This is a genomic window from Pseudomonas guariconensis, assembly GCF_015680235.1.
GTDB lineage: Bacteria > Pseudomonadota > Gammaproteobacteria > Pseudomonadales > Pseudomonadaceae > Aquipseudomonas > Aquipseudomonas guariconensis_A.
Genome location: NZ_JADLJL010000032.1, coordinates 1 through 22668, shown reverse-complemented (window position 1 = coordinate 22668; position 22668 = coordinate 1). Strand labels below are relative to the sequence as shown.

General features: G+C 65.0%; 23 protein-coding genes. 13 read left to right on the top strand and 10 right to left on the bottom strand.

Annotated elements, in window-relative coordinates; all coding sequences use genetic code 11:
* Positions 1-492 precede the first annotated feature (492 nt).
* From IRZ56_RS18700 to IRZ56_RS18685, 4 genes are all read right to left on the bottom strand, one after another.
* Positions 493-1824 carry an imelysin family protein gene (locus IRZ56_RS18700; RefSeq protein ID WP_196146295.1) on the bottom strand — a complete coding sequence of 444 codons (1332 nt, stop codon included), beginning with the start codon at positions 1822-1824 and terminating at the stop codon, positions 493-495.
* 145 nt (positions 1825-1969) lie between these two features.
* Positions 1970-4021 carry a putative bifunctional diguanylate cyclase/phosphodiesterase gene (locus tag IRZ56_RS18695; RefSeq protein WP_196146294.1) on the bottom strand — a complete coding sequence of 684 codons (2052 nt, stop codon included), beginning with the start codon at positions 4019-4021 and terminating at the stop codon, positions 1970-1972.
* A 291-nt stretch (positions 4022-4312) separates the two neighbouring features.
* Entirely contained in the window at positions 4313-4909 is a 597-nt protein-coding gene (locus IRZ56_RS18690; protein WP_084855819.1) for a superoxide dismutase, read from the bottom strand.
* Between the two features lie 215 nt (positions 4910-5124).
* Positions 5125-5724, bottom strand: a complete 600-nt coding sequence (locus IRZ56_RS18685) for a LysE/ArgO family amino acid transporter (protein ID WP_196146293.1) — start codon at positions 5722-5724, stop codon at positions 5125-5127.
* A gap of 125 nt (positions 5725-5849) precedes the next feature.
* On the opposite strand from IRZ56_RS18685, the gene IRZ56_RS18680 reads away from it, so the two are divergent.
* The 3 genes from IRZ56_RS18680 (at position 5850) to IRZ56_RS18670 (ending at position 8721) form a co-directional block, all read left to right on the top strand.
* Positions 5850-6740 carry a LysR family transcriptional regulator ArgP gene (locus tag IRZ56_RS18680; protein ID WP_196146292.1) on the top strand — a complete coding sequence of 297 codons (891 nt, stop codon included), beginning with the start codon at positions 5850-5852 and terminating at the stop codon, positions 6738-6740.
* Positions 6741-6789: 49 nt separating this feature from the next.
* A complete protein-coding gene (locus tag IRZ56_RS18675) occupies positions 6790-7785 on the top strand; it encodes an NAD-dependent epimerase/dehydratase family protein (protein WP_196146291.1) in 996 nt (331 codons plus the stop codon).
* A 90-nt stretch (positions 7786-7875) separates the two neighbouring features.
* Positions 7876-8721, top strand: coding sequence for an ATPase (locus IRZ56_RS18670; RefSeq protein WP_196146290.1), 846 nt, complete (start codon positions 7876-7878; stop codon positions 8719-8721).
* Positions 8722-8821: 100 nt separating this feature from the next.
* Here IRZ56_RS18670 and IRZ56_RS18665 read toward each other — a convergent pair whose 3' ends face one another.
* Positions 8822-9871: an alkene reductase gene (locus IRZ56_RS18665; protein ID WP_196146289.1), complete on the bottom strand. Its 1050-nt coding sequence runs from the start codon at positions 9869-9871 to the stop codon at positions 8822-8824.
* 84 nt (positions 9872-9955) lie between these two features.
* On the bottom strand, positions 9956-10258 hold the full coding sequence (locus tag IRZ56_RS18660; protein WP_196146288.1) for an ArsR/SmtB family transcription factor: 303 nt from the start codon (positions 10256-10258) through the stop codon (positions 9956-9958).
* Positions 10259-10411: 153 nt separating this feature from the next.
* Between IRZ56_RS18660 and IRZ56_RS18655 the strand changes: the two genes are divergently transcribed.
* Positions 10412-10984 carry an ACP phosphodiesterase gene (locus tag IRZ56_RS18655; RefSeq protein WP_196146287.1) on the top strand — a complete coding sequence of 191 codons (573 nt, stop codon included), beginning with the start codon at positions 10412-10414 and terminating at the stop codon, positions 10982-10984.
* Between the two features lie 136 nt (positions 10985-11120).
* Here IRZ56_RS18655 and IRZ56_RS18650 read toward each other — a convergent pair whose 3' ends face one another.
* The gene (locus IRZ56_RS18650) at positions 11121-11909 is read right to left on the bottom strand and encodes a lysophospholipid acyltransferase family protein (protein WP_196146286.1); all 789 of its coding nucleotides are present in this window, start codon (positions 11907-11909) and stop codon (positions 11121-11123) included.
* Positions 11909-12664, bottom strand: coding sequence for an L-ornithine N(alpha)-acyltransferase (gene olsB, locus IRZ56_RS18645; protein WP_196146285.1), 756 nt, complete (start codon positions 12662-12664; stop codon positions 11909-11911). Before olsB ends, IRZ56_RS18650 begins: the two co-directional genes overlap by 1 nt.
* Before the next feature lie 134 nt (positions 12665-12798).
* Here olsB and IRZ56_RS18640 point away from each other — a divergent pair, with 134 nt between their 5' ends.
* The 6 genes from IRZ56_RS18640 to IRZ56_RS18615 all read left to right on the top strand — a co-directional run bounded on the left by IRZ56_RS18640 (position 12799) and on the right by IRZ56_RS18615 (position 17554).
* Complete coding sequence (locus IRZ56_RS18640) at positions 12799-13686, top strand: acyl-CoA dehydrogenase (protein WP_196146284.1); 888 nt, start codon at positions 12799-12801, stop codon at positions 13684-13686.
* A gap of 42 nt (positions 13687-13728) precedes the next feature.
* The gene (locus tag IRZ56_RS18635) at positions 13729-14817 is read left to right on the top strand and encodes a serine hydrolase domain-containing protein (RefSeq protein ID WP_419183263.1); all 1089 of its coding nucleotides are present in this window, start codon (positions 13729-13731) and stop codon (positions 14815-14817) included.
* The gene (locus IRZ56_RS18630) at positions 14814-15110 is read left to right on the top strand and encodes an amidase (protein WP_196146283.1); all 297 of its coding nucleotides are present in this window, start codon (positions 14814-14816) and stop codon (positions 15108-15110) included. Before IRZ56_RS18635 ends, IRZ56_RS18630 begins: the two co-directional genes overlap by 4 nt.
* A gap of 44 nt (positions 15111-15154) precedes the next feature.
* Positions 15155-15736: a YceI family protein gene (locus IRZ56_RS18625; protein ID WP_196146282.1), complete on the top strand. Its 582-nt coding sequence runs from the start codon at positions 15155-15157 to the stop codon at positions 15734-15736.
* Between the two features lies 1 nt (position 15737).
* Entirely contained in the window at positions 15738-16895 is a 1158-nt protein-coding gene (locus IRZ56_RS18620; protein ID WP_196146281.1) for a phospholipase D-like domain-containing protein, read from the top strand.
* 80 nt (positions 16896-16975) lie between these two features.
* Entirely contained in the window at positions 16976-17554 is a 579-nt protein-coding gene (locus IRZ56_RS18615; RefSeq protein WP_196146322.1) for a DJ-1/PfpI family protein, read from the top strand.
* Between the two features lie 200 nt (positions 17555-17754).
* Here the strand turns inward: IRZ56_RS18615 and IRZ56_RS18610 are convergent, their stop codons facing one another.
* Entirely contained in the window at positions 17755-18153 is a 399-nt protein-coding gene (locus tag IRZ56_RS18610; RefSeq protein ID WP_196146280.1) for a nuclear transport factor 2 family protein, read from the bottom strand.
* 115 nt (positions 18154-18268) lie between these two features.
* Here IRZ56_RS18610 and IRZ56_RS18605 point away from each other — a divergent pair, with 115 nt between their 5' ends.
* The gene (locus IRZ56_RS18605) at positions 18269-18859 is read left to right on the top strand and encodes a GNAT family acetyltransferase (protein ID WP_196146279.1); all 591 of its coding nucleotides are present in this window, start codon (positions 18269-18271) and stop codon (positions 18857-18859) included.
* Positions 18856-19728: a carbon-nitrogen hydrolase family protein gene (locus IRZ56_RS18600; RefSeq protein ID WP_196146278.1), complete on the top strand. Its 873-nt coding sequence runs from the start codon at positions 18856-18858 to the stop codon at positions 19726-19728. Before IRZ56_RS18605 ends, IRZ56_RS18600 begins: the two co-directional genes overlap by 4 nt.
* Positions 19729-19841: 113 nt before the next feature.
* Here the strand turns inward: IRZ56_RS18600 and IRZ56_RS18595 are convergent, their stop codons facing one another.
* Positions 19842-21365 carry a fumarate hydratase gene (locus IRZ56_RS18595; RefSeq protein WP_070094654.1) on the bottom strand — a complete coding sequence of 508 codons (1524 nt, stop codon included), beginning with the start codon at positions 21363-21365 and terminating at the stop codon, positions 19842-19844.
* 302 nt (positions 21366-21667) lie between these two features.
* Here IRZ56_RS18595 and IRZ56_RS18590 point away from each other — a divergent pair, with 302 nt between their 5' ends.
* The gene (locus IRZ56_RS18590) at positions 21668-22600 is read left to right on the top strand and encodes an iron-sulfur-binding ferredoxin reductase (protein WP_196146277.1); all 933 of its coding nucleotides are present in this window, start codon (positions 21668-21670) and stop codon (positions 22598-22600) included.
* Positions 22601-22668: the final 68 nt, after the last annotated feature.

Below are 22668 nucleotides of genomic sequence, written 5' to 3'. Positions count from 1 at the left end.
GCAATTGCTGGATGAAATCATCGTCAGAGGCGGGCGCACTTTTTGTAAGCGCGAAGCACAGGGGGCGTGTCTGTTGCACGCTACCCGAGAAAAAGGCGGCCCGAAGGCTAGTGCCTGTCAGAAGGACGCGGGGCGCTGCCCGGCCATCGCCGGCAAGCCGGCTCTCATAGAACAACGCATAACTATTTGATTTTGCGGGCCTTGTGGGAGCGGGCTTGTCCCGCGATTGGGCCGGGCCGGATATCACCGTCGCCCTTGATCGCGGGACAAGTCGGACCGCCGCACCGCCGCTCCCACAGGGGGGTGGCGCTAGCCGCTTGTTCTCTGCGCGACAGCGCAGCCCGAAGGGCTGGGTAATCTCCCACAAGTAACGCATCAGTCTCAAAGACAGCACTGTGCCAGTGGGAGCCGACTTGCCGGCGATGGGCTGCATAGCAGCCCCAAGTGCGGATTAGCCAGAGGCCACCTCTGTCGAACCACGAACGCGTCGGATCAGAACTCGTGATCAGCGGTGTCCGGGTTCAGGTTGGCGATGCCCAGCTTGCCGGCGGCCTGCTCGATCGCGCCGGTCTGCTTGACCAGCGAAGCGATGGCGTCGCGCACGACCTGGTTGCCGGCCGCATTGTCGGCGGCGATCAGCTGGTCGTAGTGCTCGCCCTTGAGTGCGCGGTCGACCATGACCTGGATCTTCGCCTCGGTGGCTTCCAGGTCGGCCTTGAGGGTGGCGTCGGTGGCCGGATCGATCTTGGCTACCAGCGAGGACAGGCTCGGGCCGGCCAGTTTGGTGCCGTCGGTGCGGGTGTACTCGCCCAGGTAGACGTTACGGATGCCCTTGGCGTCGTAGAAGTGCGAGTAGTGGGTGTTGTCGCTGAAGCAGTCCTGTTCGTCTTCCGGCGAATTGGCTTCCAGGGAGACCTTCATGCGCTCACCGGCCAGTTCGCCCAGCGACAGGCTGCCCATGCCGAACAGCATCTTGCGCAGGCCATCGGCCACAGGCTCGGCTTCGAGCTTGGCGCGGTAGTTGTCGCTGACGTTCGGTGCCCAGTTGCCGACCATTTCTTCCAGGTCCTGGACCAGCAGCTGGGTCACGGCCTTCAGGTAGGCGCGGCGGCGCTCGTTATGGCCACCGGTGGCGCCTTCGCCTTCCAGATAGTCGGAGGCAGGGCGGTTGCCGGCGCCTGGGCCGGTACCGTTGAGGTCCTGGCCCCACAGCAGGAATTCGATGGCGTGGTAGCCGGTGGCGACGTTGGCCTCGGAACCACCCAGCTCGTTCAGGCTGGCCAGTTTCTCAGGCGTGATGTCCTTGACGTCGACCTTCTCTTCGCCCACCTGGATCTCGGTGTTGGCGATGATGTTGGCGCTGGCCGCCGGGTTGCCCAGGGCGTGTTCGTAGCTCTTGTCGACGTAGTCGATCAGGCCTTCGTCCAGGGGCCATGCATTCACCTGGCCTTCCCAGTCGTCGATGATGGTGTTGCCGAAGCGGAAGACTTCGCTCTGCAGGTACGGTACGCGTGCAGCGGCCCAGGCTTCTTTAGCGGCTTTCAGGGTCTCGTCGTTGGGCTTGGCGAGAAACGCATCGATCGCGGTCTGCAAGGCCTTGGCGGTGCTCAGCGAGTCGCTGTAGACGGCATGGACCATCTCGGCGTAATGCTTGACCACGGCCTTGCCGGCCGCTTCGTCGACAGCCCCCGGCGCCGCGGCGGTGGTGGCAGCAGCTGCCGGTGCTTGCGCAGCGGGAGCCTTTTCATCCTTGCTCTCGCCGCAACCGGCGAGGGCGATGGCGATGGCCAGCAGACTGGCGGAGGCCAGAGGCATTCGAATCATTGTAGGTTTCCTGCGTCGTGGGGTTGGACAGTGTGCTGTGGGATACGAAACCGCAACATAATGCGAAAGATTTGCATTTGGTGTAAAGAGGCCGGCGCGTAATTCGTGCAGAAGGGTCGTTTTCACGCGTGTGCCGGCCTTGGGTCTAGGTCACCGTGGCCTGGTTGCGTTGCGCATGCTTGAGGAAGACGGTCAGTTCGCGGGCGTTCAAGGGCTTGCTGTAGTGGTAGCCCTGACCTTCGTGGCAGCCCTGGGCAATGATGTAGGCCTCCTGCTCGGCCGACTCCACGCCCTCGGCGATCACCTGCATGCCCAGGCTCTTGCCCAGCTGGATGATGGCTCGCACGATGGTGGCGTCGTCATCGTCGTCGAGCAGGTCCTGGACGAAGCTCTTGTCGATCTTGATCTTGTCCAGCGGCAGCGACTTCAAGTAGCTGAGCGAGGAGTAACCGGTGCCGAAGTCGTCGATGGCGATCAGCGCCCCGGAGCGGCGCAGGCTCAGCAGGTGCTGGGCGGCGGTGCTGATGTCTTCCATCAGGCCGGTCTCGGTCACTTCCAGCTCCAGGCTGCGCGGGGGCAGGCGGTAGATCTGCAGCAGGTTGTTGACCACCCGCGGCAGTTCGCTGTGGTGCAGTTGCACGGTCGAGAGGTTGACCGCCATGCGCAACTCGGTGAACCCCTGGTCATGCCATTCGCGTAGCTGGCGGCAAGCCTGGTCGAGTACCCATTCGCCAATGGCGACGATGCTGCCGTTCTGCTCGGCCAGGGGAATGAACTGGTCCGGTGGGACCATGCCCAGCTCCGCGTGCTGCCAGCGCAGCAGCGCCTCGACGCCCACCACACGATGGTCGCGATAGCTGACCTGTGGCTGGTACACCAGGTACAGCTGGTTGCGCGGCAGGGCTTCGCGCAGGTCCTTTTCCAGCTCGCGGCGACGGCGCATCTCGCTGTCCACGCTGGCGATGTAGAACTGGTAGCGGTTGCGCGAACGGGCCTTGGCCAGGGTCATGGTCTGCTCGGCCTTTTGCAGCAGCTTTTCGGTGCTGTCGCCATCCTCGGGGAACAGCGTGATGCCGATGGTGGCGCGCAGGCGAATGTGCTGGTGGTCGACAGCGAAGGGGACTTCCAGGTCGTCGAGGATGCTCTGGGCCAGCTCGGCGGCTTCGTAGGGTTGGTCGATGTCGGCCTGGACCAGGGCGAACTGGTCGCCCCCGAGCCGCGCCAGTGCACCCAACCGCCCGCTGTGGGCCCGCAGGCGGTCGGCCAGGGCCAGCAGCAGTTGGTCACCGACCTGGTAGGTGAACTGCTCGTTGATGCTTTTGAAGTCGTCCAGGCCCACGCACAGCACGGCGACACGCCGTTGCAGGCGCCCGCCGTCGACGAGGATCTTGTCCAGTTGCTGTTGTAATTGCTGGCGGTTGGGCAGGCCGGTGAGGAAGTCGTACTGGGCCATGCGCTGCAGGCTGTTCTCGGCCTCGTGGCGCAGGTGGGTATTGCGTTCGATGGAGGCCAGCAGCTGGTTGGCGGTATTGACCCATTGGCCCAGTTCGTTCTTTTCGTGGCCCTTGAGCGATGGGATCTGGTGCTGGCTGGGGCGGTCGGGGTTGATCTGGGTGAGGTGCTCGATGATCCTCGACAACGGGCGGGTCAGCAACCAGTGGTACACCAGGTACAGCACCAGGCCCAGGGCCAGCGCGCGCAGTACGCCGGAAATGAAGATGATCACGGCATTGACCAGGAAGCCCTCGCCATAGTCGGCGGTGTCCAGGGTGATGCTCAGGTCGCCATAGTATTCGCTGTAAGGGCCACGGCCGACCAACTGGGTGGTGAAGGTGCGCTCTTGGCCGAGGATCAGGTCGGTCAGCCAGCGCACGGGCGTGTCTTGTAGCGGGCGGGACTTTTCCGCCAGCATGGTTTCGTTGGGGTGGCCGATGGAGGCGATGCGCACGGATTCGTCCTGGAACAGGCCTTCCACGACCTGCATGCCCATCTCCCGGTCCAAGCTGTATACGGCCTGGGTGGACGGGTCGCGGAACATGTCGAGAATGCGTTGGGCGTCGTTGTTGACTGACTGGCGGGTCTTGTAGGCGTCGTAGACGATCTGCGCGCAGCTCAGAACGATACCGACGGCCAGCGCCGAGAGCAGCACGACCCTGAGCAACTTGACCGATAAGCTGTTCCGAAATTCCAGCTTCAATGGGGTTTCCTTAATCCATGCGCGTGCCATTATTTTGCCATTTAGCCTTGGCGATACACGATCGACCTTGTTGCCGCGGCAAGCGAGAGGACCTTCATGGTCCCTGTTGGCAATGTATCGGTTGAGGTGGCGGGTGACTTGAGTGCGCGATTGTCAACTTTCCAGATGATTGATGTTAGCGCGCTATCGGGGAGGGGCAAGAGGTAAGGGATGGAGTTTCACGTCAGGTGAGCGGGCAAAAAAAATCCGACGCCAAGGCGTCGGATTTTTCAGCGAAGGCTACCCAGGCGATCAGGCCTTGAAGGTGTTGCCTTCGAACTGCTGGGCAACGAAGTCCCAGTTGACCAGCTGCCAGAACGCCTCGACGTACTTCGGACGCAGGTTGCGGTAGTCGATGTAGTAGGCGTGTTCCCAGACGTCGCAGGTCAGCAGCGGGGTGTCGCCGCTGGTCAGCGGGTTGCCGGCGCCGATGGTGCTGGCCAGGGCCAGGGAACCGTCGGCCTTCTTCACCAGCCACCCCCAGCCGGAGCCGAAGGTGCCGACGGAGGTCTTGGTGAACTCTTCCTTGAACTTGTCGAAGGAACCGAAAGCCTTGGTGATGGCATCGGCCAGGGCGCCGGTCGGCTGGCCACCGCCGTTCGGCGACAGGCAGTTCCAGTAGAAGGTGTGGTTCCAGACTTGAGCGGCGTTGTTGAAGATGCCACCCGAAGAGGTCTTGACGATCTCTTCCAGGGTCTTGCCTTCGAATTCGGTGCCTGGGACCAGGTTGTTCAGGTTCACGACATAGGTGTTGTGGTGCTTGTCGTGGTGATACTCCAGGGTTTCCTTGGAGATGTGCGGCTGCAGGGCATCGTGGGCGTATGGCAGCGGCGGCAATTCAAAAGCCATGGTGGATCTCCTGATTCAGGTCTGTGTGCGGTTTGCGCAAGGCCGATCACGGGCGGCCCGGTGTGCGTCGGGGAGTTTGTACTCTTTGCGACGCAAGGGCTGGATCATAGCACCGGCCCCGGCGCATAACCACGCAACAAAGATAGGGAATAGAGGTTCCCCAGTGGTGGGCGATACCGACCGGTGGTGTTTGCCTTGGCGATACGGATACCTGCTCAGTTCAAGATCAACTGCGCTGCCACCGCGAACATCATTACCGCCACCATCAGGTCGAGCAGGCGCCAAGTGGTCGGGCGGGCCAGCCAGGGGGCCAGCCAGGCCGCGCCGAGGGCCAGGGTCGAGAACCATACCAGCGAGGCACTGGCGGCGCCGGCCACGTAGGCGCCCGGCACGGTCTGCTGGGCGCCCAGCGAGCCGATCAGTAGCACGGTATCCAGGTAGACGTGCGGGTTGAGCAGCGTCACGGCCAGGGCACTGAGCAGCACCGCACGGCGCGAGCGCACGCCCTGGCCCTCCTGGTGCTGCAGGCTCTGCTTGGAGCAGGCGCTGCGCAGGGCCTTGGCGCCATACCAGATCAGGAATACCGCGCCACCCCAGCGGGCCACCGCCAGCAATGTCGGATTATGGGCCAGCACCGTGGCCAGGCCGAACACCCCGGCGGCGACCAGGATGGCATCGCAGAGGATGCACAACGCGGCCACCGGCAGGTGGTGTTCACGGCGCAGGCTCTGGGCCAGGACGAAGGCGTTCTGCGCGCCGATGGCCATGATCAGGCCGAAGGCCACCAGCATGCCGTTCAGATAGCTTTGCCACATAGCGGGAACACTCCACGGACGCCGGGCGATGCGCGGCGTTTATTGCCAAAGAAGATGCTGGCCATTGTGGGCAAAGGCGCTGTATAAGAAAAACAAATAAAGCTGATCAGGCATTAGGGAAATCGATGTTCGATTACAAGCTGCTGGCCGCCCTCGCCGCGGTCATCGAACAAGGCGGTTTCGAGCGTGCGGCGCAGGTCCTGGGCCTGTCCCAGTCGGCCATTTCCCAGCGCATCAAGTTGCTCGAGGCGCGGGTCGGGCAACCGGTGCTGGTGCGTGCCACGCCGCCCAGCCCCACCGAGGTGGGGCGCCAGTTGCTCAACCATGTGCAGCAGGTGCGCCTGCTCGAGCGCGACTTGCAGCGCCAGGTTCCGGCGCTGGACGAAGCGGGCATGCCGGAACGCCTGCGCATCGCCTTGAACGCCGACAGCCTAGCCACTTGGTGGGCCGGTGCGGTGGGCGACTTCTGCGCCGGCCAGCAGGTGTTGCTGGACTTGGTGGTGGAAGACCAGGAGGTCGGCCTCAAGCGTATGCGCGCAGGCGAGGTGGCGGCCTGCCTGTGCGGCAGCGAGCGGCCGGTGGCTGGGGCGCGCAGCCTGCCCCTGGGGGCGATGCGCTACCGAGCGCTGGCCAGCCCGGCGTTCATGGCGCGGCATTTTGCCCTGGGCTTCGAGGCCCGGCGCCTGGCGCGTATCCCGGCGGTGGTATACGGGCCAGATGACTTCCTGCAGCACCGCTACCTGGCGTCCCTGGGGATCCAGGACGGTTTCCTGCACCACCTGTGCCCTTCTTCGGAAGGCTTCCTGCGCATGACCGAAGCCGGCCTGGGCTGGGGGTTGGTGCCGGAGCTGCAGGCGCAGAAGCAGTTGGCCACGGGCCAACTGGTGGAAATCTGCGCCGATACCCCCATCGACGTGCCGTTGTACTGGCATCATTGGCGCAATGGCGGGCAACTGCTCGCCCAGTTGACCGAACACCTGCGCCAGACGGCGCCGGGCTGGCTGGTGCCCTTGTAGGCGCGGGCGACGTCAGCTGCATCTGTAATCTGGCAAGGCGGAGTCTTACATGCGAATTCTGGTCACCGGCGCGAGCGGCTTCATTGGCGGGCGCTTTGCGCGTTTCGCCCTGGAGCAGGGCCTGGATGTACGGGTCAATGGCCGGCGTGCCGAGGGCGTGGAGCACCTGGTCAAGCGTGGCGCCGAATTCATGCCCGGCGACCTGACCGATGCCGAGCTGGCCCGACGCCTGTGCCAAGGCATCGATGCGGTGGTGCATTGCGCGGGCGCAGTCGGGCATTGGGGGCGCTACCAAGACTTCCACCAGGGCAACGTGGTGGTCACCGAGAACGTAGTGGAGGGGTGCCTGAAGGAACGTGTGCGCCGCCTGGTGCACCTGTCTTCGCCGTCGATCTACTTCAATGGCCGTTCGCGCCTGGATATCCGTGAGGACCAGGTGCCGCGTCGCTTGCATGACCACTATGCGACGACCAAGCACCTGGCCGAGCAGAAGGTGTTCGGTGCCCAGGAGTTCGGCCTGGAGGTGCTGGCCCTGCGGCCGCGCTTCGTCACTGGGGCGGGCGATGCCAGTATCTTCCCGCGCTTGATGCAGATGCAGCGCAAGGGGCGCCTGGCGATCATCGGCAATGGCCTGAACAAGGCCGACTTCACCAGCGTGCACAACCTCAACGAGGCCCTGCTCAGCGCCCTGTTCGCCGATGAAGAGGCCCTCGGACAGGCCTACAACATCAGCAACGGCCACCCTCTGCCGGTGTGGGACGTGGTCAACTATGTGATGCGCCAGATGCAGTTGCCGCCGGTTACCCGCTACCGTGCCCCCGGGCTGGCCTATAGCCTGGGCGCGCTGAACGAGGCGGCCTGCCTACTCTGGCCTGGGCGCCCCCAGCCGACCTTGTCGCGCCTGAGCGCGCAGGTGATGAGCAAGGATTTCACCCTGGATATCAGCCGTGCCCGGCAGTACCTGGACTATCGCCCGAAGGTCAGCCTGTGGACCGCGCTGGATGAATTCTGCGCCTGGTGGAAGGCGCAGTCGGGCACTGGGTGAACCAGTCGAACGGATGATGGTCATCAGAGCGCCGCGTGAGCGGTTTATACTACTGCCCCTTTGCTACTACTACCGCGGTTGAACGTACCCATGCGTAACAATGTCCACGACGATTTCGACGACGTGCCTGTCCTGCGCGCCGGCACTCCTGACGATGACGAGCTGTTGCCCGCACGGGTGGCGCGCAGCCGCGAGAAGGCGGCGCGCCCGGCCAGCAACGGGCCGCTGTGGGCGTTGCTCGGGGCATCCTTCATTGCCCTGGCGGGCCTGGGCTGGTGGAGCTTCCAGCAGATCTCGCTGATGGAACAGCAGTTGGTGGCGACTCAGGAAAGCTTCGCGCGCATCAGCGAAGAGGCGGCCGGGCGCCTGCAAGCGATCAGCGGCAAGGTCGATGCCACCGAGTCCAGTGCCAGTACCGGCAGCGAAGCGCTGAAGCTGCAGATTCGCAAGCTGCAGGCCAGCCTGGCCGAGGCACGTACCCAGCAACAGGGCGTGGCCGGGCAGACCGGCGATCTGGGCAAGCGCCTGGAAAAAGTGCTGGCCGATGCCCGCGCACAGCAGGACGCGATGGCGCAGCAGCAAAAGACCATCACTGCGCTGCAAGGTCAGCTGGAGGCCCAGCTCAAGGCCGTCAATGGTGAACTGGCAGCTCTGAAGTCGGGGCAGGTGGATGGCGGCAGGATCGACGCCCAGCTCAAGAGCCTGAACAACGAGGTGGCTGCGCTGAAGAAGCAGGGCAACCCGAACGCGGCGATCCAGGGCCTGGAACAAGACATCCTGGTGCTCAAGAGCCAGATCGACAACCGTCCGGCACCGGCCGCCGGTGGTGCCTCGGTGCAGGAATTCGATGCATTCCGCGGGCAGACCACCCGTAGCCTCAATACCCTGCAGAGCCAGATCCAGAACCTGCAACAGCAGATCAACGCCCGGCCCTGAACGATCGCATCAAAGTCCCTGTGGGATCGCCGCACCGCCGCTCCCACAACAGACCCATAACATCAAATAGTCATGGGTCGTTCCCTAAGAGCCGACTTGCTTACATCCGCGGGTAATCGATGTACCCCACCGGCCCCTTGGCATAGAAGGTTTCCGGGTGTGGCTCGTTCAGCGGCGCATCGGCGGCCAGGCGGGCGGGTAGGTCCGGGTTGGCGATGAACGGAATGCCGAAGGCCACCGCATCGGCCTTGCCGTTGGCCAATGCGGCGTTGGCGCTGGCCTTGTCGAAGCGCTCGTTGACGATGTACGGCCCGCCGAAGGCTTCCTTGATCAGCGTACCGATGCTGTCGTCGGCTTCCTTCTCCCGTGAGCAGATGAATGCCACGCCACGCTTGCCCAGTTCCCGGGCCACGTAGGTGAAGGTCTCGGCACGGTCTGCATCCCCCATGTCATGGGAGTCTGCCCGTGGCGCCAGGTGCACGCCCACGCGGTTGGCCCCCCACACCTCGATGGCCGCATCGGTCACTTCCAGCAGCAGGCGCGCACGGTTCTCCAGCGAGCCGCCATAACGGTCCGTGCGCTGGTTAGTGCTGCTCTGCAGGAACTGGTCGAGCAGGTAGCCATTGGCGCCATGGATCTCGACGCCGTCGAAGCCGGCCGCTTTGGCGTTCTCGGCACCGGTGCGGTAGGCCTCGACGATGTCGCTGATCTCTTCGGTCTCCAGGGCGCGTGGCGTCGGGTACCCGGTGATCGGGCGAACCAGGCTGACGTGGCCCTTGGGCTGGATCGCGCTCGGGGCCACCGGCAGCTCACCATTGAGGTAGGTGGGATGGGAGATACGGCCCACATGCCACAGCTGCAGGAAAATGCGCCCGCCGGCGCCATGCACGGCCTTGGTGATGTTGGTCCAGCCGCGTACCTGCTCGTCGGACCAGATACCGGGTGTGTCCGGGTAGCCGACGCCCATGGGCGTCACCGAGGTGGCTTCGCTGAGAATCAGGCCGGCGCTGGCCCGTTGCACGTAGTACTCGGCCATCAGCGCATTGGGCACGCGGCCTTCGTCGGCGCGGCAGCGGGTCAGCGGGGCCATGATGATGCGGTTGGGCAGCTCGAGGTCGCCCAAGGTGATCGGATCGAAAAGCGTGGTCATCTGTTAAGCCTCGCGTGAGTCAATTGGGAGCGGTTGTCAGCCCGGCACACGGCCGTGCTGGTTGAAGGGCAAGACAGGTACGGGTCAGAGCTCCTGGCTCATTTGCTCGAGGAAGGCCTGGATGGTTTCTTCGTTGCGTTTGAAGAAGTGCCATTGGCCGATCTTCTGGCTGGTGATCAGCCCCGCGCGCTGCAAGGTGGCCAGGTGGGCGGAGACGGTCGACTGCGACAGGCCGCAGCGTTGGTCGATCTGCCCGGCACACACGCCGTGCTCGGTGCTGTGGTACTGGTCGGGAAACTGCGCCGCCGGGTCCTTCAGCCAGGTGAGGATTTCTCGCCTTACCGGGTGGGAAAGGGCTTTTATTATTTCGTCGAGATCGAGAGGCATGGAGGTGGCTCTTGGTGTGTAGCGTTATATCGCGATGTGGCGAAATATAAATCGATGTTTCGCGATATACAAATATGAAGATGTTCTGAGCTGAGCGCGAATCGCTATATCGCGTTATAACGATATTGATGGCCGCAGTGCTAGACTGGCGCCATGAACTACCTTGCACACCTTCATCTAGGCGGCGACGAGCCGCAGCAATTACTGGGCAGCTTGTATGGCGACTTCGTCAAAGGCTCGCTCGAGGGGCGCTTCCCGCCAGCGCTGGAGGCCGCGATCCGCCTGCACCGGCACATCGACAGCTACACCGACAGCCATCCCCTGGTGCTGGCGGCTTTGGCGCGTTTCCCGCGGGAACGGCGGCGTTATGCAGGGATCATCCTGGACGTGTTCTTCGATCATTGCCTGGCCCGGCACTGGAGCGACTATGCCGAGCAGCCGCTGGCAGCATTCACTCAAAGCTTTTACCGGGTGCTGCTGGCCGAACCCGAATTGCCTGGGCGCCTGGCGCGGATCGCGCCGTTCATGGCCGCCGATGACTGGTTGGGTGCCTATGGCGACTTCGCCACGCTGGAGCAGGTGTTCAACGGAATCGCCCGGCGCTTGTCGCGACCGGAGGGGATGAGTGGGGTGATGCAGGAGCTGGACGCGCTATACGAACCGTTGATGGCGGATTTCCGGGAGTTTTATCCACAGCTGCAGGTCTTCGCGGCGGCGGGCAGGTGAATTGGGCGTTGCCAATGACGGCCCGATCGCGGGACCTCGCAAAATCATACCCAGCCCTCCGGGCTGCGCTGTCGTACAGAGAACCAGCGGCTAGCGATGACCCTTGTGGGAGCGGGCTTGCCCCGCGATTGGGCCTTCAGGCCGCCCGTGCCTGACGCCGCGGCACGCTGCCGAGATCTTCCACCCCGAACAAGGCCATGTGAACCGCCTGCTGTGCCTGGAACGCCAGGGCCGCCCGCTCTAGGCCGGCGCTCGCGATCGGCTGCAACAAATGGATGACCACTTCGCCCGGCGGTTGATCGAACAGGCGCATCAGGTGCGAAACCAGGTCGTCGTCGCCAATGAAGGGCGCGATCGGGTCTGGCTCGCCGCCGCGCAGGTACTGGATCGCCACTGGCTGTACCGGTGTGCCCTGGTCGATGGCACCGGCGAGCAGGCGGCCATGGAAGGTGCGCACGCTTCGGCCATCGGTGGTGGTGCCTTCGGGGAAGATCAGCAACGGCCTGTGTTCGCCCAACTGGTTGCCGATTTGCTGGGACAGTCGCTGGCCGTCGCCACCGCCACGGCGGATGAACAGCGTACCGGCCTTTTCCGCCAGCCAGCCTGCCAACGGCCAATGCCGCACTTCGGCCTTGGACAGGAACGACAACGGCGTGAGCATGCCGAGCAGGGGAATGTCGGTCCAGGACACATGGTTGCTGACCCACAGCATCGGCCGCTGCGGCAGGCTGCCCACCACGCGTACCTGGAAAGGCAGGGCCGCGACCAGATGCTGCATGAACAGGCACGTCCAGCGCTGGCGGCGTTCGGTGGAGGCGTCCAGGCCCAGGCGCTCGCCCAAGGCGATGACACTGGCCATGGCCATGCCTAGCAGCAGGACCAGCACCAGGCGGGAAAGGCGGGCCAGTACCCGCAGGCTCGGCATCAGACCGCCGCCTTGAAGTGGCGGGCGTAGCGTGGACAGAGGTCGTCGCGCTTGAGCAGGATGAACACGTCGGCGACCTGGAAGTCCTCGTCCCAGCACGGCTCGCCGCAGATCTTGGCACCCAGGCGCATGTAGGCCTTGAGCAAGGGCGGCATCTCGGCAATCACATTGCCCGGCAGGGCCAGCTTCGGCAGTGGGTTCTTCGGCTCGGCGCGCAGGTGCTCGGTGCACAGGTAGCGTTCGCGCAGGCGCTGCATGATGGCATGGGCCTGCACTCCACCGTCCTGCATGGGAATGCTGGCGCAACCCATCAGGTAGCTGTAGCGGCCTTCGTTGAGCACTTCGGCGAGCTCGCCCCAGAGCACGGCGATGGTGCCGCCGTTGCGGTAGGCCGGGTCGACGCAGGTGCGACCGAGCTCCAGGATCGGCCCCTGCAGTTGCAGCAGGCCGTGCAGGCTGAATTCTTCTTCGCTGTAGAAGCGGCCCAGGCTGCTGGCGGCCTGGTGATCGAGCAGGCGGGTGGTGGCGACCAATTGCCCGGTGGCCAGGTCGCGCACGCCGATGTGGCGGCAATGGACATCGTAGTCATCCATGTCCAGGCCCTGCTCAGCGCCCTTGAGCTTGGCCTGGAATTCGGCGCTGAACACCTTGAAGCGCAGGGCCTGTGCTTCCTGCAGCGCCGCGGCGCCGACCAGGCGTTCGGCTTGCAGACGGCGTTCAGTGCTGTTGTCGCCAGAGCGAGCGATCCGAGTCATTGCGAGTCTCCCTAAGCCAGCCAAAGGGTTGCGGCCGGTCGGCTTTGTTGTGCAAAGTCAGCCTAGGTATGCGCGGTGTCACCCCCATGAACCTTTGGTGATGCTTGCGTGACAACCCAGACGAGGAGTGCCCGATGGCCTGGTTGCAACGACTCAACGACCCCTGCCGGCAACCCCTGGCAGCCACCCTGGGCGAAGGCCATGGCGCGTTGCTCGAGCGGCTGGGGCACGCCACACCTTTCGAACTCGCCGTACTGGGCGGCCGGGCCATGGCCACCCCCGGCCTGGCGTTCCTGGTGGGCTACCAGGCGGCGTTGCGCGTGCTCTGGCCCAGTGCCCCTGCCAGCTTGGGCGCCCTGTGTGCCACCGAGCGGCGCAGTGTACGGCCGGCGGACATGCAGACCCGCCTCGAGGACCTGCGCCTGACCGGCCGCAAGGATTTCGTCACCGCAGGCCTGGAGGCCGAATGGTTGCTGGTGGCCGCGCGCAGCGAAGGGCAGGGGGAGGTGCCACGCCTGCAACTGGCCGTGGTCTACCCAGGGGAGCCCGGTGTCACACTGGAGCCTTTGCCTACGTTGCCGTTGATGCCCGAGGTCGGGCATGCCCGCCTGCAACTGCACCAGGCCAGCTGCGAACTACTGGCAGGCGACGGTTGGGACGCCTACGTCAAGCCCTTCCGTTCCCTCGAGGACCTTTACGTGCTCGCCGCACTGGCGGCTTGGCTGTACGGCGTCGGCCAGGAGAGCGGCTGGCCTCAGGACCTGCAGCTGCGTTTGCTGGGGTTGCTGGGCGGTTGCGCCGAAGGCAGCCGGCAATGCGCGGACAGTGCGGCCTGCCACCTGTTGCTGGGGGGCTTGTTCGCCCAGTTCCAGAGCCTGCGTGAAGCCATCGACAAGGCGCTGGCCGCAGGCCCGGCGCAATGGGCGCAGCTGTGGCAGCGCGATCAGGGCGTGCTGGCGTTGGCCACGGCGGCTCGGGAGAAACGTTTGCAGAAGGCCTGGGCCGCCGCCGGGCTGTCATGAAACCCTGGCAGGCTCGCCCGATCCGCGATGTGAGGGCTGGCCATGGGTGTGTTGGGGAAACTGCTGGGTGTCCTGGGCCTGGTGAGCCTTTCGGCTTGGGCCGAGCCGTGGCCGGAGACGAACTGGAGCCGTGAACCTGCGAAGATCGACTGGCAGGCGGTGGACGCGTACGCCTTCCCGCCACGTGACGAGGGCGGGCGCACAGGGGCACGCACCGATGCGCTGCTGATCGTGCGCGATGGCCGCATCCTGTACGAACGTTACACCGCGCCCACCGGGCCGGACACGGCGCACCTGACCTGGTCGGTGAGCAAGAGCGTGCTCGCCACCGTCCTCGGCGTTGCCTACGGCGAGGGGCGCTTCGCTCTAGAGGACCCGGCGTCGCGCTACTACCCGCTGCTTCACGCCCACCCCCGGTTACGCCTGGTCGACCTGCTGCACTGGGCCAGTGGCCTGGCCTGGCAGGAGGACTATGAATACGCGCCGCTCAAGTCATCGGTGGTGGCCATGCTCTATACCCGGGGTCACACCGACATGGCGGCCTTCACTGCCTCGCAGCCGGCTGCCCAGGCGCCTGGCGAAGGCTTTCGCTACTCCAGCGGCGACAGCAACCTGCTGGCCGCGGCCCTACGCGGCATGCTGGTGCCAGGTCGTTACGAGGCGTATCCCTGGCAGGCGCTGTTCGAGCCGCTGGGCATTCGCAGCGCGGTCTGGGAGCGTGACGGTGCCGGTACCTACGTGGGTTCCTCGTACCTTTATCTCAGTGCCCGCGACCTTGCCCGCATCGGCCTGCTGATGCTGCGTGATGGGCGGTGGCACGGCCGGCAAGTGCTACCGGCCGATTGGGTGGCCTTCAACCGACAGCTGTTTGCGCATGCCCAGGCGATTCCCGGCGAAGCCAACCCCGGCGGGCACTGGTGGCTCAACCAACCTCTGCCGGGTAGCTCCCGGCCTTGGCCCAGCGCGCCGGAGGACACTTTTGCTGCGCTTGGCCACTGGGGTCAGGCGCTCTATGTCGTGCCGTCGCGAAAGCTGGTGATCGTGCGCTACGCCGATGACCGAGATGGCCGCTACCGGCACGACGAGCTGCTCGAGCGAATATTGTCGGCCATGGCCGGGGAGGGTGCATGAAGCGCGTATTGGCTGGGCTGGTGTTGGCCCTGCTGGCCTGGGCCTGGTACGAGCGCCAGGCCTTGGCGGACTTCCCAGGTATCCTCTCGGCGTACTCGGCGAAGGAGTATTGCTCGTGCCGCTTCGTCATGGGTTTCGACCAGGCCTATTGCCGAGGGTACGTGAAGCAGTACCTGCCCTTGGGGCGGCTGGAGGAAGACAGCGTCGAACGGCATGTACTCGCTGAGGGCCTGGGGCGTCGCCACCAGGCGGCCTGGCAGGGCGCGCGTGAGGGCTGCCGCTTGCTGCCGTGAGGGCGTGCGGGTAAGGTTGACGGCCTTGTTACACAGGATTTCCCATGTTCAAGCTGCCCCGCCTGTTACCCGCCCTGTTGCTGGCCCTGTGCCTGCCCGCCCATGCCAACTGGCACCTCGATGGTGAGTCGTCGCGCCTGTCCTTCGTCACCAGCAAGAATGGGGATACTGCCGAGGTACACCGCTTTTTGGTGTTCCACGGCACAGTGGATCGTAACGGCGCTGCGCAGCTGCGCATCGAGATGGACTCGGTCAGCGGCGGCATCCCGCTGCGTGACGAGCGCATGCGCAAGGAATTGTTCGAAGTCGCCAAGTTCCCCGAAGCCACGGTGCAGGCAAAGATCGACCTGGGCCCGATCAACGACCTGGCCAACGGTGCCCAGGTGGAGTTGCGCCTGCCGGTGACCGTGACCCTGCATGGCCAGTCGCATAGCTACAGCACCCTGCTGTTGGCCACTCGCCTGGACGAGCGTCGTTTCCAGGTGGTGACCCTGGAGCCCTTGTTGCTGCGTGCCGAGGACTTCGACCTGCTGCCGGGCCTGGCGACGTTGCGCAAGCTCGCCGGTGCCTCTTCCATCAGCCCATCGGTGCCGGTGAGCGCGGTGCTGATCTTCTCCGCGCGCTGACATGCCCGGGCCGGTCTTCCCCTGGCGGGATGGCAACGAATTCGAGCTGCTGATCGACGGCCCCGATTTTTTCCCGCGCATGCTCCTGGCGATCGTGCGCGCCGAGTTCCAGATCGACCTGGAACTGTACCTGGTGGAAGGGGGAGCCTGTGCCGAGGCGGTGGTCGAGGCCCTGGAGCAGGCCGCTGCCCGTGGTGTACGGGTGCGCTGCCTGTTCGACGACTACGGCTCGCTGGCATTCCCTTCGGCTTTGCGCGAGCGCCTGGAGGCCGCCGGGGTCTACCTGCGCTACTACAACCGCATCCGCTGGCGACGCGGGTTTCGCAACCTCTACCGTGACCACCGCAAACTGCTGCTGGTGGATGAGCGCTGGGCGGTGGTAGGTGGCACGGGTGTCACGGATGAATTCTGGACGCCGGGAGTCGACACCAGCGAGTGGCATGAAGTGATGGTGCGCATGGAGGGGCCGATCGTCACCGACTGGCAGTTGTTGTTCGACCGCCAATGGCATGCCAACAATAGACGTACCGCCTGGCGTCCGCCGGAAGGCTTCGGCCTGCCGCGCCTGCCACGGGTGCCGGCCCAGGGCCAGGGCATGGGCCGGGTGGCCTATGCCGACGCCCGTCAGCACCAGGACATCCTGCATTCGCTGGTGCGTGCCTTGAACAGTGGTCAACGCCGCATCTGGCTGGCGACGCCATATTTCCTGCCGACCTTCAGCGTGCGCCGTTCCTTGCGTCGCGCCGCGCAGAAAGGCATCGACGTGCGCCTTCTGCTTACCGGCCCACGCACCGACCACCCGGCTGTGCGCTACGCCGGGCACCGCTACTACCCGCGCCTGCTGCGCGCCGGCGTACGGATCTTCGAGTACCAACCGTGCTTCCTGCACCTGAAGATGGTGCTGGTGGACGACTGGGTCAGTGTCGGGTCGTGCAATTTCGACCACTGGAACCTGCACTTCAACCTCGAGGCCAACGTCGAGGCCCTCGACCCGCCCTTGACTGCTGCGGTGGTGGCCAGTTTCGAGCGGGACTTTGGCCTCAGCCAGGAGGTCGACCTGGGGCGCTGGAACGCTCGCCCGTTCTGGCGCCGTATGCAGCAGCGGATGTGGGGGTGGCTGGACCGCCTGGTGGTCAACCTGCTCAATCGTCGCGATTAGCATTGCAGCGGATACCCGTCGGCGTGGAAGCAGACTATCGTGCAGGGATTGTTCCCATGCAACGCAAAGGAGTGGATGCGATGACGGCCAAGAAGATTCTCATGCTGGTGGGCGACTTCGTCGAGGACTACGAGGTGATGGTGCCGTTCCAGGCCCTGAAGATGGTCGGCCATACGGTGCATGCGGTGTGCCCGGAGAAGCTGGCGGGGCAGACGGTGCGCACGGCGATCCATGATTTCGAGGGGGACCAGACCTACAGCGAGAAGCCTGGGCACAACTTTGCCTTGAACTACGACTTCGTGCAGGTGCGGGCCGAGGGGTACGACGGGTTGCTGATCCCAGGGGGGCGGGCGCCTGAATACCTGCGGCTGGACGAGCGGGTGCTGGCGTTGGTGAAGGCGTTCGACCAGGCGGGCAAGCCGATTGCGGCGGTGTGTCATGGGGCGCAATTGCTGGCGGCTGCCGGGGTGCTGGAGGGGCGGGCCTGCAGTGCGTACCCGGCATGTGCGCCGGAAGTGCGGTTGGCGGGGGGGCGATTCGTGGATATTGCCATGGACCAGGCGCATGTGGATGGGAACCTGGTGACTGCGCCAGCCTGGCCAGCGCATCCGGCTTGGCTGGCGGCGTTTCTCAAGGTGCTTGGGACGCGGATTTCCTGATCGGCTGGTTGGGTCGGTTGAGTGGTTGTTACAGGGACCGCCTAATTCTCGAGCTTGCGCCGTCCCTGTGGGAAATTACCCAGCCGTTCGGGCTACGCCGCCCCCTTGTGGGAGCGGCGGTGCCGCTCCCGAAAAGCCCGAAAAATCCACTAGTTATGCGTTGTTCTATGAGGGCGCCCAGCCCAGCCAAAGAGAAAACCCTACCCAACCTGCTCGATCCAATCGTTCAAGTTGTAATAGTTGGTCACCCGCGCAATCTTCCCGCAATGAATGTAGAAGAACGCTCCAGCCGGCAGCACATAGGTCTGCCCCTTGGCCGGCGGCAAGCCCTCGTCATCGGCCAGGTACTCCCCGTGCACCGTGAACTCCGCTGCTGCCCGGCTGCCATCGGCATTCTGCATGACCACGATATCGGCCAGCCGCTCCCGGTAGCAGCGGTTCATCTTCTCCATGAACCCGGCAAACGCCGCCTTCCCCATCTGCCGCTCGCCCTGGTTGATGTCGTGGATCACGTCCTCGCTCAACAAACCAAGGAAGGTCGGCATGTCCCCGGCGTTAAAGGCTGCGTAGTAGGCGTTCACAAGCTCGGTAGCGGTCATGGCAATGTTCCTGTCGTGTACGGGAAAGGGAATAGCTTGGCCCGGATGATAGGGTTTCCCCTCAAGCCCGGCTTAGCCGAGCGCGTCATCCACATCGACAAAACGACCGCTACGCATGGAAATCCGCCTGTTGCACGGCGCAGCCATTGCGCCTTACATCGATGACCTCGCTCGCCTGCGCCTGACGGTGTTCCGCGAGTTTCCCTACCTTTACGACGGTACGCCGGAGTACGAGGCCGACTACCTGTCCACTTATGCCCGCTCCGGGCGTAGCCTGGCGGTGCTGGCCATCGACCAGGGCAAGGTGGTCGGTGCCTCCACCGGCCTGCCCCTGGTCGACGAAACGCCCGAGTTCCAGCAGCCGTTCCTAGCCCAGGGACGAGACCCGGCCAGCGTCTATTACTTCGGCGAGTCGGTGCTGTTGCCGGCCTACCGTGGCCAGGGGCTGGGCGTGCGCTTCTTTATCGAGCGCGAGTCCTACGCCCACAAGCTCGCCGAGTTCGACTATTGCGCCTTCTGCGCCGTGGAACGCCCGGCCGGGCACCCGCGACGGCCTTCGGATTACAAGCCGTTGCATGGATTCTGGCGTAACCGCGGCTTCCTTCACGACCCGTCCCTGCGCACGACCTACGCCTGGCGCGACCTGGACGACGAACAGGCGTCGTCCAAGATCATGTCGTTCTGGCTCAAGGAACTGCCGATATGATCCGCCTCGCCGCCTGCCAGTACGCCATCGAGCTGCACGAGACCTGGGAGGCCTATGCCGACCACTTCCAGGCCTTGTGCGCCGAGGCCGTCGAGGGCGGTGCACAGTTGCTGCTGTTGCCGGAGTACGCAGGCCTGGTGCTCAGCGGCCAGCTGGCGTCGGATCAGCGCAGCGACCTGAAGGGCTCCATTTCGGGTATCCAGCCGTTGGTCGAGCCTTGGCTGGCGCTGTGCGAAAGCATTGCCCGGCGTTGGGGCATCTATCTTCAGCCGGGCAGCCTGCCGGTGCTCGATGCCGATGGCTGCTATCGCAACCGTGCCTGGCTGTTCGGCCCGGACGGCGTGCTCGGGTACCAGGACAAGCTGATCATGACCCGCTTCGAGCGGGAACAGTGGGGGATCGCGGCTGGTCAAGGGCTCAAGGTGTTCGACACGGCCTTGGGGCGCCTGGGCATCCTGATCTGCTATGACAACGAGTTCCCCATGCTGGCCCGCCACTTGGCTGAAGGCGGCGCCGACCTGATCCTGGCGCCGAGCTGCACCGACACCGAGGCTGGCTACCACCGGGTGCGCATTGGGGCCCAAGCACGGGCATTGGAGAACCAGATCGCGGTTCTGCAAAGCCCAACGGTGGGTATGGCGGCCTGGTCGCCAGCGTTGGATGAAAATATCGGGCGGGCAGGGCTGTTCGTGCCGCCGGATCACGGCATGCCGAGCAACGGGGTGGTCGCCGAGAGTGCCGAGCTGTGCCCGGCGCGTAGCCGTTGGCTGGTCTGCGAGGTGGATCTGGACGCGGTACGCCAGGTGCGGCGCGAGGGGCAGGTATTCATCCGGCGCGACTGGCCGGAGCAGTTCGAATGCGTGAGCTGATAGCGCAGATGCGTTGCAGCCCGTTCGCGGCACAAGGCCGCTCCTACAGGTCTCGTATGGTCTCTGTAGGAGCGGCCTTGTGCCGCGAAAGGGCCGCAAAGCGGCCCCGAGGGTTACTTCACTTCAACCGCCAGACTCTGGGCGATCTTGCTCTGCCACAGGGCTGGGCCGGTGATGTGCACCGACTCGCCGTTGCTGTCCACCGCGACGGTGACCGGCATGTCCTTGACCTCGAACTCGTAGATCGCCTCCATGCCCAGCTCGGCGAACGCCAGGACCTGGGACTTGCGGATCGCCTGGGCCACCAGGTAGGCGGCGCCGCCGACGGCCATCAGGTACACGGCCTTGTTGTCCTTGATCGCCTCGATGGCGGTCGGGCCACGCTCGGACTTGCCGATCATGCCCAGCAAGCCGGTCTGCTCGAGGATCTGGCGGGTGAACTTGTCCATGCGGGTCGCGGTGGTCGGGCCGGCAGGGCCTACCACTTCGTCACCGACCGGGTCGACCGGGCCGACGTAGTAGATGAAGCGACCCTTGAGGTCGACCGGCAGTTCTTCGCCACGGTTGAGCATCTCGACCATGCGCTTGTGCGCCGCATCGCGACCGGTGAGCATCTTGCCGTTGAGCAGCAGGGTCTCGCCCGGCTTCCAACTGGCCACTTCTTCCGGGGTGATCGCGTCGAGGTTGACGCGACGGGCGCTCGGGCCGGCTTCCCAGACGATTTCCGGGTAGGCGTCCAGCGACGGCGCTTCCAGCTCGGCAGGGCCGGAGCCGTCCAGCACGAAGTGGGCGTGACGGGTGGCGGCGCAGTTGGGGATCATGCAGACCGGCAGCGACGCGGCGTGGGTCGGGTAGTCCATGATCTTGACGTCGAGCACGGTGGTCAGGCCGCCCAGGCCCTGGGCGCCGATGCCCAGCTGGTTGACCTTCTCGAACAGTTCCAGGCGCAGCTCCTCGATACGGTTCTGCGGGCCGCGGGCCTTGAGCTCATGGATGTCGATGGATTCCATCAACACTTCCTTGGCCATCACGGCCGCCTTCTCGGCGGTGCCGCCGATGCCGATGCCCAGCATGCCCGGCGGGCACCAGCCGGCGCCCATGGTCGGCACGGTCTTCAGGACCCAGTCGACGATCGAGTCGGACGGGTTGAGCATGGCCATCTTCGATTTGTTCTCCGAACCGCCGCCCTTGGCCGCGACGTCGACTTCGACCTTGTCGCCGGGGACGATGGAGTAGTGGATGACCGCCGGGGTGTTGTCCTTGGTGTTCTTGCGGGCACCGGCGGGGTCCGCCAGGATCGAGGCGCGAAGGACGTTTTCAGGCAGGTTGTAGGCGCGGCGCACACCCTCGTTGATCATGTCGTCGACGCTCAGGGTGGCGCCGTCCCAGCGTACGTCCATACCGACGCGCACGAACACGGTGACGATGCCGGTGTCCTGGCAGATCGGGCGGTGGCCGGTGGCGCACATGCGCGAGTTGATCAGGATCTGGGCGATGGAGTCGCGTGCGGCGGGCGACTCTTCACGCAGGTAGGCCTCGTGCATCGCCTGGATGAAATCGACGGGGTGGTAGTACGAGATGAATTGCAGGGCGTCGGCAACGCTCTGAATCAGGTCGTCTTGCTTGATCACGGTCATGCAGCGCGCTCCTCTTAAAGACGGGAACATTTCGTAAAGGCACTTCCGACACAGCCGACCAGCGCGTCGAAACACCTTGCAAGGCGCGCCGGCAGGCAGTGGCCGACGCAAAAGGGCGCGGCAGTATAGCGCGCATCCGTGCCCGGCACACCTGCGCGTGGTCTGGACCAAGGTCGGCAAGGGGCGGGCATTCTTTTTGCTGCGAACGTGCGATCCTGTTGCATGAGGGCCGCTGCGCAGCATCGCCGGTACGCCGACGATGCTGCCCCAGGCGATTTTTGAACGGAACGAGATGTTTGACCATGCCCGAACTCTGCGTCGGCGAACGCCGCTGGACGGTGCCGGCCGCCAGCAACCTGCTCGATGCCTTGAACGAGGCCGGCGTCAACGTGCCCTACAGCTGCCGAGCCGGCAGTTGCCATGCCTGCCTGGTTCGATGCCTGGATGGCCACCCGCTCGAGGCCATGCCCGAGGCCCTGAGCCCGGCGCAGCGTGAGCAGGGCTGGCGCTTGGCTTGCCAGTGCCAGGTTCAGGGCGACCTGCGCGTGGCGGTGTTCGACCCACGCCTCGATGGCCTGGCCGCAACGGTGTGCGACCTGGCCTGGTTCGGTGCCGTGTTGCGCTTGCGCCTGCGCCCCGAGCGACCATTGCGCTACCAGGCAGGCCAGCATCTGGTGCTGTGGCTGGATGGCGTGGCGCGGCCTTACTCGCTGGCGAGCCTGCCGGGTGAAGATGACTTCCTGGAATTTCACCTTGACTGCCGCCAGCCGGGTGCCTTTTGCGACAAGGCCAGGCAACTGGCCCTCGGCGCCGAACTGCGCCTGGGCGAGCTGCGTGGCGGGGCCCTGCACTATGACGCGGATTGGCAGGCACGGCCTTTATGGCTGCTGGCGGCAGGTACCGGGCTTGCACCGCTATGGGGCATCTTGCGCGAGGCGTTGCGCCAGGGGCACCAGGGCGAGATCAAGGTGATGCATGTGGCGCGGGATCGACACGGGTTCTACCTGGACGCGCCGTTGCAGGAACTGGCGAGCCGGTATGCGCAACTGAGCGTGCAGCAGGTGGTTGTCGAGGAGTGGGAGCAGGCGCTGGCGGGGTTGCGCCTGGGGTCACGCCAGACCGTGGCATTGGTGTGCGGGGCGCCGGGGCGTGTGGAGCGGTTCGCGCGGCGGCTGTTCATTGCCGGGGTGCCGAGGAACCAGGTGTTTGCCGATGTATTCGTCGAGCATGCCTGAGGCGTCAGGCCCCAATCGCCGGCAAGCCGGCTCCCACAGGGACGACGCCGATCGCCGAACCTGTGGGA